Here is a 15,396-nt window from a genome sequence, read left to right as displayed (position 1 = left end):
TTAGTCAAAACATACACTCTCCAAATTAGAATCGTGTTGAATTAGATTTTTCACAATTTACTAATTTGATACAAGTCGATGGAAAATTAAAAATCTGCCAAAAAAAAATAATTTTCCTCAAAACTTCATGGTGTTTAATTCGTCGGTTAAACACCAATTATCTCTCTTTTTAAAAACACTTTTTCAAAATAATTATCAATTTTATCATGTTAACATTAACAATAAAGAATGCATTAATCAAATATTAACATACAACATTAACCCTCATATATTCATTTATTAAAATAACCCTATTTCTACCAGATTTACGACAATTATCGAACTATTTTTTTAGATAAATAGAACCACATGAACATTATAAATATAAAAACTTAAAATATATTGCCACAAATACATATTATTTAATAACAAGAAATATTAATGTGGTAAAAATGGAAAAGAAAGATAAAATAATTATTGCAACATTAGTTATAGTTATAATTGTCCTTGTTGGAATTACAATATATATGTTTAATGACCATCCACAGCAATCAACACAAATTAAAGTTATAGGTAACAAAACCATTGAGGAAGATGGGGCATTAAATGTAAAACTATCCTTATTAAATGGCACAGGTATTAAAAATAAAAAAATAAACATAACCGTTGTTGGCAAAAACAATAAAGAAGTCTTAAAGAAAACTGTTAAAACAAATTCGAAAGGAAAAGCCAACATTGATTTAGATAATATTTCTAAAGGCACATATGTAGTTAATATTACATTTGAAGGAGATGAAAATTATTCATCCAATACTACTTCTCAGAAAATAAAAATCATTGAAAAAAAGGTTGCTGAAACAACCGCCGAACCAACTTCAGAGGTTACCCAAACTGCAGAATCAACTCAACAGAATGAAGAACCTGCTGATGATTTAGGGCTCTCTCAGCATAAAGCTAGCGATTGGAAATACGAAGGAACATATGCTGATGGTGAGCATTACAGCGATGGTAAAGGTGGTGAACTAGTAATGTATGATGACGCGTATGTATACTATGATGGTCATGGACATGGAGTAGGAGGTCTAGTGGAGTAATTTAATCAAATCTATTTTAATTATTTATTTACCTTAAAAGTAAGTTTGATGCTTACTTTTATATTTAATTATTTTGTTTAGGCACTAAATAAGATAGCAATATTATGATATAATTTGATGTATTTTAGATTTTTCAGAGAAAATAAAATCTATTTTAAAAATTCTTTTTCTTCTTCTTCAAGTGCTTTTTCTGCAGAACCATTTTCAATTTGTTTCAATATATTATTGATGTGATGTTTATATTCAGTAAGTACATCAAGCTCATGTCTCCATGATGAAACTTCATTGATTCTTTGTTGATGCCATTCGATATAATCGAAATCAGATATTAAATCATGGTCTTCCATATGTTTTATTAGTTGATAATGTTTGTCTATTATTTCATCTTGAAGTTCTAGTAACTTTTCATACTGTGAGATCAAATTCATAAGTTGATATAATAATAACTGGAACTGTGCATAATCTTTTTCCAGTTTAATCCATTTGAAGTTATCTATGATAACCTGTTTACATTTATTTAAATCTTCGATACTCATAGTATTACCTATAAACTCTATTATTAAATGAATTATATAAGTATTTTGATTTTTAAAATGCAATATTGATGTCATATTGAAAAATAAACTTTAATTTACAATATTGATTTGTCTTTACCCAAAATAGTTATAATAAATGTTATAACTGGTGTTTAACAAAATAAATATCATATTATATGATTTAGGTGAGGAATTTGACAAACATAAGTGAGATATCAGGTTTCATATGGGGAATCGCAGACTCCGTATTAAGAGGAGCATACAAAAGAAACGAATATCAAAAGGTAATACTTCCATTTACTGTCTTGAAAAGATTTGATAGCGTATTGGAATATTCCAAAAAAGATGTAGTTGATACATACGAAGCTAACAAAGATAAAATAGAATTCATTGATCCTATTTTGAATGCAAAAGCAGTCGATGAAAATGGAGAAGAACTAGGATTCTATAATTATTCTCGCTTCGACTTTAAAACATTACTGCAAGACCCCGACAATATCGAAGAAAACATCAAATTCTACATCGAAAGCTTTAGTAAAAATGTAAAAGACATCCTAGAAAACTTCGATATAGAAAAACAAATAGCAAAACTATCCAAAGCAAACAACCTATACCTACTAATCAAAAAATTCAACGAAACAAACCTTGGTTTATCACCCAAAAACATATCCAACCACGACATGGGAACAATATTCGAAGAATTAATACGCAAATTCTCAGAAACATCCAATGAAGAAGCAGGAGAGCACTTCACACCAAGAGACGTAGTAAAACTAATGACCGAACTACTATTCGTAGGAGAAGAACAAACATCAGGAAGCATCAAACTCGTATACGACCCCGCCTGCGGAACAGGAGGAATGCTCACCAGCTGCAAAGAATTCATCACCAAAAGCAACCCCGACATGGACGTAGTATTATATGGACAAGAGATAAACGATGAAATATATGCAATATGTAAAGCAGACATGCTCATGAAAGGAGAAGAAGCAGATTATATCAAAGGACCATCAAGCACATTATCAGACGACCAGCTAAGCTCAAACAAATTCGACTACATGATTTCCAATCCGCCATACGGTCGAGACTGGGAACAAGACAAAGAAATAGTAACTAAAGAAGCAGAAGAAGATGGATTTGATGGAAGATTCGGAGCAGGACTACCAAGAAAATCAGACGGACAACTACTATTCATCCAACACATGATCTCAAAAATGAAAGACAACGGCAAATCAAGAATTGCAGTAATTACCAACGGATCACCATTATTCACTGGAGACGCAGGATCTGGAGAAAGCAACATCAGAAAATGGATATTCGAAAACGATTACCTCGAAGCACTCATTGCATTACCTGACCAACTATTCTTCAACACAGGAATCGGAACATATGTATGGGTATTAACCAACGAAAAAACACCACAAAGAGAAGGAAAAGTACAACTAATAGATGCACGTGAAGAATACACTGGAATGAGAAAATCACTAGGAAGCAAAAGGCATACAATAACAAATGAATCAATTGATAAAATCATTGACACTTACAAAGACTTTTCTGAAGGAGATAATGTCAAGATTTTCTACAACGAAGACTTCGGATACACAAAAATCACAGTAGAACGACCAATGCAACTCAACTACCAAGTAACACCAGAAAGACTAGAAAACCTATACTCATATTCAGCATTTAAAAAATTAGCAGAAAGTAAAAGCAAAGATTTAGAAACAAAAATAGCTGAAGAAGAGAAAGGTAAAAAACAACAAGAAGCAATAAAAGAAGCACTGCTCACAATAGGTGATGACTTATATACTGACTGGGATACCTTTGAAACTAAAGTCAAACAGGCATTAAATCAATTTGACCTAAAACCCGCATTCATCAAAAATGTAATAGAAAAACTATCTGAACATGACGACACAGCAGAATATGTAACAGACAAAAAAGGAAAACCAAAAGCTGACAGTAACCTAAGAGATACGGAAAAAATACCTCTAGTGCAAAATATTGATGATTACTTTGAAGATGAAGTATTGAAATATTACTCTGATGCATGGTTTGAAGATAAAAAGAATAAAATAGGTTATGAAATCAACTTCACACAATATTTCTATGTATATGAACAACCAAGACCATTAGAAGAAATTGAGGCAGATATTAATAAAGTAACTGCTGAGATACAAGAATTATTAAAATAGGTGTCAATTATGAGTTATAAAACTTATAATAATTATAAAGATTCAAAAATTGATTGGATTAAAGAAATTCCCTCTAATTGGTCAATATCAAGAGTAAAAAATATTTCTTTAATAAAAAGTGGGGAGTCTCCAAAATTTGATGATAATGGGCAATATGATGTGATTGGTGCAAATGGCAAAATTGGTAAAACTAATCGCTTTAATATTTCCACTAATCACATTATTATAGGGCGTGTTGGTGCATCTGGATCAGTGAACATTTCACCAGAGTTTGCATTTATTTCAGACAATGCATTTATATTAACTTTAAATAAACAAATTGATTTAAAATATTCATTTTATCTTTTTAAAGCATTAGACATGGATCGATTAATTAATAAAAATGCGCAACCTTTATTAACTGCCACACAAATCAAAAATTTATTCATACCTCATACAACATTAAACGAACAAAAACAAATAGCTAACTACTTAGACAAAAAAACTGCTAAACTTGATGCCAGTATTATTAAAAATGAAGAACTTATACGATTACTTGAGGAAAAAAGAGTTGCTTTAATTAATGATGTAGTTACTAAAGGTTTAAATCCTGATGTAGCGATGAAAGATTCTGGTGTTGAATGGATTGGTGAAATACCTGAGCATTGGAAAACCAATAAAATTAAAAATATGTCATATGTTAAGGGTAGAATTGGTTGGCATGGATTAACTTCTGAAGAATATGCTGATGAAGGTGCATATTTAGTAACTGGTACGGATTTTGCTGAGGGCACTATCGATTGGAATCACTGTAATCACATTAATTATGAAAGATATAAACAAGATCCAAATATTCATTTAAAAGAAGGAGATTTGTTAATAACAAAAGATGGCACCATTGGTAAATTAGCTTTAGTTAAAAATATTCCAGATAAAGCAACATTAAATAGTGGAATATTTTTAGTCAGACCTCTTATAGATAATTATACTAACGATTATCTATATTGGATTCTGTCATCTGATATATTCATTAGATTCTTTGATTATATTAAAACTGGAGCTACAATAGCTCATTTATATCAAGAAACTTTTGAAAGATTTTTCTTCCCTTATATGAGTCTTAAAGAACAAGATCAAATTGTTAATTATCTAAATGAAAATGTTTCTAAAATTGATTTAACAATTAAAAAAGTTAGAGATACAATTAGGCTTCTGGAAGAATATAAAACTTCTTTAATCCACCATGTTGTCACAGGTAAAATTGATGTTAGAGGTGAGGAGATATGAGCAGTGATACTTCAGAAAAAGGATTTCAAAACGATGTAATCGATTATCTTACAAGTACCGGTTATGAAAAGAGAACTACTAATGATTATGACACTACTTCATGTTTAGATATTGATTTAGTGTTAAAATTCATCCATGCGACACAGCCTAAGGCTTGGAAGAAGTTTGAAAAAGTTAATAAAACCAATACTGAAGCTAAATTTATCTCATCGTTGATGAAACAGATTCGAAAGAATGGTACTATTGAAGTTTTAAGAAATGGTTTTAGAGATATTGCCAAGTTTGAATTGTTCTATGCAAAACCTAATAATGATTTGAATCCTGAGCTCGAAGCCAAGTTCAATCAGAACATTTTTTCAGTTATTGATGAATTAGAATATCAAAACAAGGACAATGGTAACAGGTTAGATTTGGTAATATTCATTAATGGTATTCCTATTTCTACAATAGAACTTAAAAATACTTTTACTCAAAGTGTTTGGAGAGCAGTGGAACAATATAAAAATGATCGTGATCCTGCTGAGCCATTATTTAAAAACTGTCTTGTGCATTTTGCGGTTAGTGATAAGGAGATTTTCATGACTACCAAACTTGCTGGTAAAAGCACTCGTTTCTTACCATTCAACAAAGGCATTGAAAATCCAGAGGTAAAAGACAACTACAGGACTTCTTACCTGTATACTGAAATACTGCAAAAGAACCAGTTATCACGATTGATTAATAATTTTATATTTGAAGAGGATGGAAATGTAATCTTTCCACGTTTCCATCAATTAGACTGTGTCAATATGTTATTAAATGAACCTGTTCCAGGGCACAATTATCTTATCCAGCATAGTGCAGGATCAGGTAAAACTAAAACCATTGCCTGGTTGGCACATGGACTTTTAAACAAATTTGATGAAAATAACAAACGTATTTATGATATGGTCATTGTAATATCTGACCGTAAAGTTATTGATGCACAATTGCAAGACCAGGTTAAGGCGATTGAGAGAAAACAGGGTGTTGTTGAAAAGATTGATAAGGATTCCAAACAATTGGCTGAAGCTATTAAATCAGGAACCAATATTGTTGTTACTACAATACATAAGTTTTCTTATATTTTGGATGAAATTGGTGATGTTGAAGACCGCAATTATGCTATTATTGTTGATGAGGCGCATTCTTCCCAGTCAGGTACACATTCTGAAAATGTTAAGAAAGGTCTTACCAATGTTGAACCTGACATGGATACTCTTGATGAAGCTGAAGATGAGTATGATGAATTCCTTTTAGAAGAAATGGAAAAACGCAGAAATACACCTAACTTGTCATTCTTTGCTTTTACTGCTACTCCTAAAGCTAAAACATTGGAAATGTTTGGTAAAAAAGACCCTGACTTTGGTGATTTCAGACCGCACCATTTATACAGTATGAAACAGGCTATTAAAGAAGGATTCATCCTGGATGTATTGGAAAACTACTTGACTTATCCTACTTATTTCAAGTTGGTAAAAACTGTTGAAGATGACCCGGAATTTGATGGAGATAAAGCAAAAAGAGTTTTAAGAAAATTTGTAGAATTACACAAACATGCCATTAGCAAAAAAACTGAAATAATGCTCGACCACTTCATGAACTCCACCATCCATAAAATAAAAGACAAAGCAAAAGCGATGCTTGTTACAGGCAGTAGAAAAGAAGCGGTTTTATATAAGTTAGAGTTTGACAGGCAAATTAAAGCAAGAAATTTACCTATTAAAACATTGGCAGCATTTACTGGCTCTATAAAACAGGATACTGTTGAATATACTGAATCCAATATTAACGATACTGAAAAGTCAGTGAAAGAAGCATTTAATGATGATGAATATAAGATTTTGATTGTGGCTAATAAGTTCCAGACAGGTTTTGATCAGCCATTACTGCACACAATGTATATTAATAAGCAATTAAATGGTGTTGCAGCGGTTCAAACATTAAGTCGTGCTAATCGTATAGCTCCGCACAAAGACGATACATTAATATTGGACTTTGTAAATGATACTGATACCATACGCAAATCATTCGAACCTTACTATGGCGAGACTTCACTTGAAAAAGAAACAGATTATCATGTCCTTTATGAATTAATGGAAAACATTTACAAAGGAATGATATTTGACGAAGAAGAAGTCGAGGAACTTGTAAAAGCATATCAAAAAGGCGAACATCAATCAAAATTACATAATCTGCTTGAAGAACCAGTTAGAAGGTTTAATAGAATTGATGATGAAGCGGATAAATCTCAATTTAAAAAATTACTCAGACGCTATCAAAGCATTTACGGATTCATGGCGCAATTGCTGCCGTTCAGTGACCTTGCATTAGAAAAACTATACCTCTATGTCAAATTCATCAATAGATTATTGCCAGGACAAGTGCCATCAACTGTGCATGGTCTGCTAGAAGATGTTGATATGGATTCTTATAAAATAGATACAAGAGATACTGCAGGACCAATTACTCTTGATGATGGTGAGGGACAGCTGCCAGGAATGGGTGATGGAGGACCGGGCACATTCAATGAAAAAGAAAAAGAAAGATTATCACAAATCATTGAAACATTAAATGAAGCATTCGCAACAGATTTTGGAGAAGAAGACAAACTATATGTTACCCAAATGGCTAACAACATGATGGCTAATGAAGATTTCATTAACAAAGTTAAACATAATCCGCAAGAAAATGTTGCTGCGATATTTGATAAAATATTCAACAAAGAACTGGTGAACATCTTCCTAAGCAATGAAAGTTTCTACAATAAAATCAGCAACAATGAACAGTTACGTGAAAGATTGAAACAAGATTTATTAGATTATGTCTATGAAGAACAGGGTGAACAGGCATGAGAGAGATAACAAAATGTTTAAACGAATGGAATGCAACTATTGAAGCATTAGGTCAAGGAAAACAAACAATACTAATTAGAAAATATGGAACAACATTAAAAGAATTCTTACTGTACCCAACAGTTAGTTATGCTCTTAAAGATGATGTTTTAGATTCTTTCCAAGACCAAAACTTTGCAAAAGAAAATCTATTGCCAAATGGTGAAGAGAGCACTTATGAAATCAAATACTATGCTACTGTCGAAGGAGTGATTGAAAAACCTTCAACTAGGATTGGTACTTTTAATAAGTTTCATATTTGGACCCTTAATCATGTTAAAGATTACCTTGACCAGAAACCTGCACAGATTTGGATCTTAAGAGTTTACAAATTAGATGAACCACAAATGTTGAAAAGAAATCGTGGTATGAGATATGCTAATGTAAATCGTCCAGTTAAGCTTAAAGGAAAACCTGTTTTAAGTGATGCTGAGTTTGATAAGTTAAAAGAAAAAATATTATCAACAAAATAATATAAAAGAAATATTTCAATTTATTATTACTGGATTTATGACAGCGGGAATTTATAGATTTATAAATAATAGGACTGGAGAAGTTTATGTTGGGCAGTCTTTCAATGTTTACGCTAGAAGAGGTAAACATCATAAAGAGCTCACTTTAGGGACACATCATAATCGTGGCCTACAAGAAGACCATGATCGTGGAGATACTTTTACTTTTGAAGTATTAGAGAAAATGCCTAATGCTACACGTGCAGATTTAGAAAAACGTGAAATTTATTATATAGAAAAATTCAATAGCTTCTATGAAGGATACAATCAAACTCCTGGTGGTGAATATGATAAATATAAAGGCAGATATGAATATGGTGGGGATAGATTACCTTTTCATAAATATAAACCAGTAACTAAATTAAATGCTTGCCCCGAATGTGGAAGAAAACTTGTCAAACGACAAGGAGAATATGGAAAGTTTGCTGGTTGCAGTAACTATCCTGATTGTACATTTTCATGTTCATTGAACAAAGTTAATTTCGAATCAAAAAAGAAATCCACTTCATATAACCTCAATACTTCCAAAAGTTATGTTAATCAAAAAACAATATTTTTAAAAACCTGCAGATATTGCAATAAACAATATAATGTGGGGCTGACTGTTTGTCCTTATTGTAATAATGACCCAAATTCCAACTCAATTATTACCAATGAACAAGAATTTATTAAAGAGGATTTTGAAAAATTCTGTACTCGGAAAAATAATTATTTAACTAAAGCAGATTGTGATTTTTTATCAGATAAATATGGCATAGATATTAGTAATGTTACTACCGTTAAAAAAGCCAATCCCCTTATTAAAAAATACTTAAATAAAAATAATCAATGGGAAAACGCTATGGAGGAACTTTACAAACACAATAATCCTTCAATTCAAACATATAATAAATATGCTGTTGATATACATACTCAAAAATCATATAACATTCCTTCATCAAATAGTGATGATTCAAAGCAAAATGTAGAATCAGATAGTAAACATTCTCAAAATAAATCAACAACTAAAATTGTGAATTATTACAGTTATTGGAATAATAAAGTATATATCGAAAAAGAATCACCTAATGATAAAAGTACTATTAACAAACCAGAACTCACCAAGAATATTAAATCTTCAAATTCGCCCCACACTTATGAAAGTGTAAGATACTGCACTAATTGTGGGCATAAAATTAGTTTAAATGATGATTATTGTAGCAACTGTGGAGAAAAAACAGACAACAACAATATTGAACATAAAAATAAATCTTCAAAAGATAGTGGAAATGATGATTGGGCAGCAGTCGTTCTAGCAATAATAATCATACTTTTCATTATATCTCTTGGTATTATATATTCAGATATTGAAGGCCCTATCAGTTCTATAGCATCAGTTATATTTATTGGAATATTATGTTTTGGATGTTATGCAAGTAATAAATAATTATCATTCCATATTTTTAACTATGTCCTTACCATGATCAGTTAATCTATATAATCTACCTTTTCTAGCTTCAGGATTTATTAGCTCCACTAATCCTTTATTTTTTAATTCTAATAATACTTTACTTACATGGTTAGTTTTAATATCACTACGTTTTGCTATTTCTTTCGGCATGAGCACATTTCCATCTAATGAAATTAAAACTCGTTGTCTGTATTGTGACCTTTTTACAAATTCAATTATCTCCTCATCCATAGTAAAACCCCTTTTGTATTTAATAACTCACATATTATATTTAAGTTTATCTACACGAACTTGCAGATTCAATCGCTCCGGCCAAAGCAGTACGATATTTTTAGCTGCTTGGGCAAGCAGATGCATTCTAGAATAGGAAGTATCATAAATATCAACTGACATTTGAGGAAAATAAGTGGACATTGGATGCAATCTATAGACGCCAATATTGATAATCAGCAAAATGAGATAATAACATATTTTAAGGAGCTCCAGAAGAGCCCCATTCCAAAAAATCTAAAAATTATCCTTTGGTGGAATAATGTACATAAGTATATGTGCCTGACAAAGTATATAAATCATGCCCCAATTTTTTGTATAAAATTAAAAGAAGGAATCACCGCAAACGCAGTGATTCTATGCTAATACGTAATTCATATCCACTCAAAAATACGAACTACAATAATCATATCTGTAAAAACACATATATAAAATTCAAAAATATTGGATTTATGCTACCCCGTATATACTGGATTAGTTATAACGATTGATCTGCCAAAGAAGCATTGAAATATTGAAGGAATCAATGCGTGAAAATAAGATCAAAACAACAAATGCTCAAAATACAATAAGTCCCGAGCATTATTTATATAGGAAATATTTTAGTAAAAAAAGAAAAAAAAGTAACTGCCGAAGCAATTACTTTTTGATTTTTACAGTTTTCTTAACAGTATCTTTCAGATAGGTTGCTTGGTAAATTATCTTTTTGCCAACTTTGAGTTTAGCAAAGTTGTAAGTATTCTTACCTGATTTGGCGTTTTTAATGGTAAGCTTTGCAACACCTTTGTTGTTGGTTTTTGCAGTGTACTTCTTGCCGTTGAACTTGAAGGTGACCTTTTTGTTTTTAAGGTATTTACCATTGATTTTACTTAATGTTGCTTGTAAGGTAAGTTTTTTGGCTGATTTTTTGACAGTTACTGTTTTTAAACTTACAATATGTTTTACTGTCAACATTGCTGATTTTGTAATATTGCCCCCTTTAACAGTTACCTTATATTTTCCAGGCGCCAGATCAATTTTAAATTCCGCATATTCAATATTAACAATCGAAGTAAATTGTTTATTTGAAACTTTAAATGTAACTTTATTGCCAAATCCATCCAGATTATAGATATCCCTAACCGATACATAAAAATAGGAACCGTCTGAATAGGTGACAACCTGATTGGATGCTATGATTTCAGAGATTGGTGCCACCAATGTAGAAAATGTTCCATTAATAAAATTACAGTTTTGACATACGGACGTTGGTTCGTTGCCATATCCAATCTTCATTAATCCATATTTTATGCTGTGGTCTTTCAATTTATAGGTTTTTAGATAATCCCAATTCCATTCAGAATTCCACTCACCAGAATAATTTAAAAACTGTTTTACGAGGCCATCATCCAATTTACATGTTTCTGCATAATCCAAATCCTCATCAGAAAACCTCATTGCAGGCCGGCTGAGATCAAAAAAATTAATATTAATAAACTCACAATTAACAATTTTACTTAATGTATTAGAAAACTTTGAAATGAAAGGTATTGTTCCATATATTGAAATATTTACAAATCTGCAATTAATTAAATCATTATTTATCTTTTCAGACTCTACTTTTAGCCATTCAGCCCATCGTTCAGATATAAAATAATCGCCATACAATAAATTTATAAAACTACAGTTAATAAAATCAACATCATAACAACTGAAAAAGTCCATTCCAGAATCGGTAATATTTTCAAATAGACAATTGACTATTCTTGAATTCGGGTAATCTATTCCAATATAATATCCCTTAATCAGGTATCCCTGGCGAATATTTGTAAAAATGCAATCGGTTAAATTGCCAACACCAGGAATAATGTTAGCAGATATAATATTATTAAAGCTGCAATTAACTACCGAACCATGTGATGAAACAATACTCCCTCCTGAAACGTCTGAAAAATTAGAACCGATAACCTTATTAGCATTAATACCTAAACAATTGGAAATATTTAAAAAACTACAATTAATCACATTAGTTTCATAGGAATATAATAAGTATGGGTTCAAATTATTTTCAGCAGAAATGTTTATAAAACTGCAGTCAACGACATTATTGCCTTCTGAATGCAAAATTATAGTTTTCCTAGCAGAGTAATAGTCTTCTTTTCCCATAGACTGTACAATGGAAATATTTGCGAAACTGCAATTGACAACATCAGAATTCCAACAATCTAAAATTATGTTATAACTATACCACTGCCATATAATGTACTCCGGTGCTTCCTCGATTCTATCGTATGAAGCGCTTTCATTTTTAGTAATATTTAAATCATCCAATGTCGCTGCAGTCATGCCTCCACCAGTAACATTTACAAAACTGCAGTTGACGAGACTACCTGAACAACTGTACAGATATAGATTTCCATTAAAGATTATATTTTTAAAAGCAACATTTTTACTATTTATAGAAAAATGCACATCAGGATTGGCTGTAGAAATTGTATGGCCCTTACCGTCAATTGTTAGAGGCTTATAGATTGAAAGTGTGTTATTTTGATTAATTTGATAATCCTTTTCCAAGCAGATGGTATTGTCCTCATGAGTATTATTTATCATGTCGGACAATTCATTAAAAGTTCCGCAATCATTTGCATTTTCTAAAATCTCATTATCAGATATTTCATCAACACTTGTATCATCATCAATGGTTGTTTCCATAATCGCAGCATCACTTGTAGCATTATCTTCCGCACTTACTGCCGAAATAGCGAATAATGAAACAATGAATATTGTTAGTATCAAAATTATCTTTTATTAAACATTTTTTATCCCCATTTTTTTATAATATGATATTATATTTATGTACCACTTAGATATTAATATTTGGGTCGTGAGTAAGTATTTGAATTCTTAATTGAGGGTTTATTAAATTAGTAGATATGCAAATAACTATGAAAATAATTAAGTATATCTGCAAGCAAACATGATAGCTTATAAAAATAGACATATTCCAGATGATGAATGTATACGAAAAAAATAAAAAAATAGGTGTAGATGCAGACGCACCTACTTGACGGTAATTTTTGGTTTCACTGTTTTTGCATTGTAGTATTTGCTGCCAGCATACTTGACAACAGCTGTAAACTTACCTTTTTTGGTCAATTTGATAAGTTTAAATGTAGCTACACCTTTGCTGTTAGTCTTAGCAGAGTAGGTCTTACCGTTAACCTTCAAGGTAACTTTAGTGTTTTTCATAACCTTGTTCTGGTTGGTCTTTAAGGTTACAGTGTACTTTTTGGTTTTAACTGATTTCATGAATGTTTTTGCTTTAGCGGTCATTTTTGGAGTTGCCTTTTTAACTGTAACTTTGACTGACTTTGTAGATTTGATATAGTTGCCGTTTCCTGCAAATGTTATTGTTGCGGTGTATGATTTTTTAGGAGCCAAACCGTTGGTTGAAAACTTAACCTGCCCATTCTTATCAGTGGATGGAGTTGAAGTTTTACCATTTGAAAGCTTGATAGTGATTTTAACACCTTTAATTGGTCTTCCAAAACTATCTTTTAAGGTTGCAACCAAATATTTACCACCATTGTAGACAGTAGTAACTGCTGAAGCAGTCAATTTGGTAGTATCCTTGCTGACAGTTAAAGCGGCATTAGCAGGCTCAACATCATATGCCTGGTTTTCAACACTACAAACTGCAAAATATGATCCTGCACTGACACTGACAACCCAACCTTCACCGCTTAATGCATAGTAAGTGCCAACAAGAGCATTGTTTTTGTATACTCTGATTGTAATGTTTGCATTGTTGATTGGCAATCCTGAAGCAGTTGTGAAATTGAATAACAGTTTATCACCAGAGTTGTATGTGGATGAGTAATCGGAAACACTAAAGATTGGTTTAGGAACAGTTATATTGTAAGTGTCATCACCACTGATTCCTGCTTTGTTGTAATTGAAAAAACAATTAGCGGCAGTTCCTTTATACATTGCTCCACCATATTCAGTTGCTGTGTTTTCTGTGAAGTTACAGTTGTTTGCTGTTATTTGGTAGGTTGCACCACCAGTGACTGCAGTGTTGTTTATGAATTGACAGTTGTCTGCGACGTATCCATCACCAAACATTGCTCCACCTGAATAATATGCTTCATTATTTTTAAAAGTACAATTTATAGCAGAAGAATCATGCATGACACCACCATAGTATCCAAAGTTGGAATTAAAAGTACAATTTATAGCAGAACCCTCATATATGGCACCTCCATCATATCCCCTGTTAGAGTTGAAAGTACAATGTATAGCAGAACCATACGCCATTGCCCCACCAGCACTTGCATCATTAAAGTTGAAAATACAATTTTCAGCCTGACACTGAACAATAGCACCTCCATACAAACCTGCCGAATTTGAATTGAAAGTACAATCTCTTGCAGAACCATACGCCATTGCCCCACCAGACTCTCCAAAGTTGGAATTGAAAGTACAATTTATAGCCATACATTGACCATTAATAGCACCACCACCCCCACTGGATTTACCATTAACAAAAACAATATCCCTAAAAACAACATTACTATTAGTTACAGAAAAAATCCTAGCAGCATTATCACCACTAATAGTAAAACCATTACCATGAACAGTCACAGCACGATCAATAACAATTCCATCTATAAAACGGGCATCAGAACCCAAATTAAAAGTGTAATTGTTGTTTAAGAATATGTCTGTTAGTGTGTTGTTGTTTATTAATTCATTTAAATCGAAGAATGATTTTAGGTTATCAGGGTCAAACCATGTTACATTATCTTTATCCGTTCCATTATGTGCATAATTATTATTAAATTTTGAGCCATATGAGATTTTAGCACTGTATACAGCCCCACCATAATTTGTTGCATTGTTGTTGTAAAAAGTACAATTTGTTACTCTGCCACCACTAATTGCCCCACCATTCTCAGCAGAATTATAATTAAATAAACAATTAACTGCTAAAATATTATAAGCAGCACCTGCATCTTTATCTGCATGGTTCCGTGCGAAATTAGAATTGCTTGTAATACCTTCGTACATTGCCCCTCCATTTTCTGTCGCTGTGTTTCCTGTGAAGTTACAGTTATTAGCAGTTGTTTGGTAGGTTGCACCACCAGTGACTGCAGTGTTGTTTATGAATTGACAGTTGTCTGCGACGTATCCATCACCAAAC

The 15,396-nt window shown here is 31.8% G+C and carries 10 protein-coding genes and 1 pseudogene; 6 read left to right on the top strand and 5 right to left on the bottom strand.

Features of this window, described 5'->3' with window-relative positions:
- The first annotated feature begins 506 nt into the window (after nt 1-506).
- Nucleotides 507-1,073 carry an Ig-like domain-containing protein gene (locus tag E7Z77_RS08635; protein ID WP_292752946.1) on the top strand — a complete coding sequence of 189 codons (567 nt, stop codon included), beginning with the start codon at nt 507-509 and terminating at the stop codon, nt 1,071-1,073.
- Nucleotides 1,074-1,222: 149 nt separating this feature from the next.
- Here the strand turns inward: E7Z77_RS08635 and E7Z77_RS08630 are convergent, their stop codons facing one another.
- Nucleotides 1,223-1,609 carry a hypothetical protein gene (locus tag E7Z77_RS08630; RefSeq protein WP_292752943.1) on the bottom strand — a complete coding sequence of 129 codons (387 nt, stop codon included), beginning with the start codon at nt 1,607-1,609 and terminating at the stop codon, nt 1,223-1,225.
- A gap of 185 nt (nt 1,610-1,794) precedes the next feature.
- On the opposite strand from E7Z77_RS08630, the gene E7Z77_RS08625 reads away from it, so the two are divergent.
- The 5 genes from E7Z77_RS08625 to E7Z77_RS08605 are packed head-to-tail and all read left to right on the top strand — an operon-like array spanning nt 1,795 to nt 9,920.
- The gene (locus tag E7Z77_RS08625) at nt 1,795-3,804 is read left to right on the top strand and encodes a class I SAM-dependent DNA methyltransferase (protein ID WP_292752940.1); all 2,010 of its coding nucleotides are present in this window, start codon (nt 1,795-1,797) and stop codon (nt 3,802-3,804) included.
- A 9-nt stretch (nt 3,805-3,813) separates the two neighbouring features.
- A complete protein-coding gene (locus E7Z77_RS08620) occupies nt 3,814-5,070 on the top strand; it encodes a restriction endonuclease subunit S (protein ID WP_292752937.1) in 1,257 nt (418 codons plus the stop codon).
- On the top strand, nt 5,067-7,943 hold the full coding sequence (locus E7Z77_RS08615) for a type I restriction endonuclease (RefSeq protein ID WP_292752934.1): 2,877 nt from the start codon (nt 5,067-5,069) through the stop codon (nt 7,941-7,943). The genes E7Z77_RS08620 and E7Z77_RS08615 overlap by 4 nt, the downstream gene beginning before the upstream one ends.
- Nucleotides 7,940-8,455, top strand: coding sequence for a DUF1802 family protein (locus E7Z77_RS08610; RefSeq protein ID WP_292752931.1), 516 nt, complete (start codon nt 7,940-7,942; stop codon nt 8,453-8,455). Before E7Z77_RS08615 ends, E7Z77_RS08610 begins: the two co-directional genes overlap by 4 nt.
- Before the next feature lie 37 nt (nt 8,456-8,492).
- On the top strand, nt 8,493-9,920 hold the full coding sequence (locus tag E7Z77_RS08605) for a topoisomerase DNA-binding C4 zinc finger domain-containing protein (RefSeq protein ID WP_292752927.1): 1,428 nt from the start codon (nt 8,493-8,495) through the stop codon (nt 9,918-9,920).
- A gap of 3 nt (nt 9,921-9,923) precedes the next feature.
- On the opposite strand, the gene E7Z77_RS08600 is transcribed toward E7Z77_RS08605, so the two are convergent.
- From E7Z77_RS08600 to E7Z77_RS08585, 4 genes and pseudogenes are all read right to left on the bottom strand, one after another.
- Nucleotides 9,924-10,175: a transcriptional regulator gene (locus E7Z77_RS08600; RefSeq protein WP_292752924.1), complete on the bottom strand. Its 252-nt coding sequence runs from the start codon at nt 10,173-10,175 to the stop codon at nt 9,924-9,926.
- Between the two features lie 27 nt (nt 10,176-10,202).
- On the bottom strand, nt 10,203-10,337 hold the full coding sequence (locus E7Z77_RS08595) for a hypothetical protein (protein ID WP_292752921.1): 135 nt from the start codon (nt 10,335-10,337) through the stop codon (nt 10,203-10,205).
- A gap of 516 nt (nt 10,338-10,853) precedes the next feature.
- Nucleotides 10,854-12,989, bottom strand: a complete 2,136-nt coding sequence (locus E7Z77_RS08590) for a hypothetical protein (RefSeq protein ID WP_292752918.1) — start codon at nt 12,987-12,989, stop codon at nt 10,854-10,856.
- A gap of 264 nt (nt 12,990-13,253) precedes the next feature.
- Nucleotides 13,254-15,396, bottom strand: a pseudogene (locus tag E7Z77_RS08585) (hypothetical protein); the annotation flags it as partial.

Source organism: Methanobrevibacter sp. (assembly GCF_015062985.1).
Lineage (GTDB): Archaea > Methanobacteriota > Methanobacteria > Methanobacteriales > Methanobacteriaceae > Methanocatella.
This window is presented reverse-complemented; position numbering and strand designations above follow the sequence as displayed.

Bases quoted from the DNA above. Each gene is read 5' to 3' on its own strand.
- E7Z77_RS08610 (WP_292752931.1), top strand. From the start codon at position 7,940: ATGAGAGAGATAACAAAATGTTTAAACGAATGGAATGCAACTATTGAA.
- E7Z77_RS08630 (WP_292752943.1), bottom strand. From the start codon at position 1,609: ATGAGTATCGAAGATTTAAATAAATGTAAACAGGTTATCATAGATAAC.
- E7Z77_RS08620 (WP_292752937.1), top strand. From the start codon at position 3,814: ATGAGTTATAAAACTTATAATAATTATAAAGATTCAAAAATTGATTGG.
- E7Z77_RS08600 (WP_292752924.1), bottom strand. From the start codon at position 10,175: ATGGATGAGGAGATAATTGAATTTGTAAAAAGGTCACAATACAGACAA.
- E7Z77_RS08615 (WP_292752934.1), top strand. From the start codon at position 5,067: ATGAGCAGTGATACTTCAGAAAAAGGATTTCAAAACGATGTAATCGAT.
- E7Z77_RS08605 (WP_292752927.1), top strand. From the start codon at position 8,493: ATGACAGCGGGAATTTATAGATTTATAAATAATAGGACTGGAGAAGTT.
- E7Z77_RS08595 (WP_292752921.1), bottom strand. From the start codon at position 10,337: ATGTCAGTTGATATTTATGATACTTCCTATTCTAGAATGCATCTGCTT.
- E7Z77_RS08635 (WP_292752946.1), top strand. From the start codon at position 507: ATGTTTAATGACCATCCACAGCAATCAACACAAATTAAAGTTATAGGT.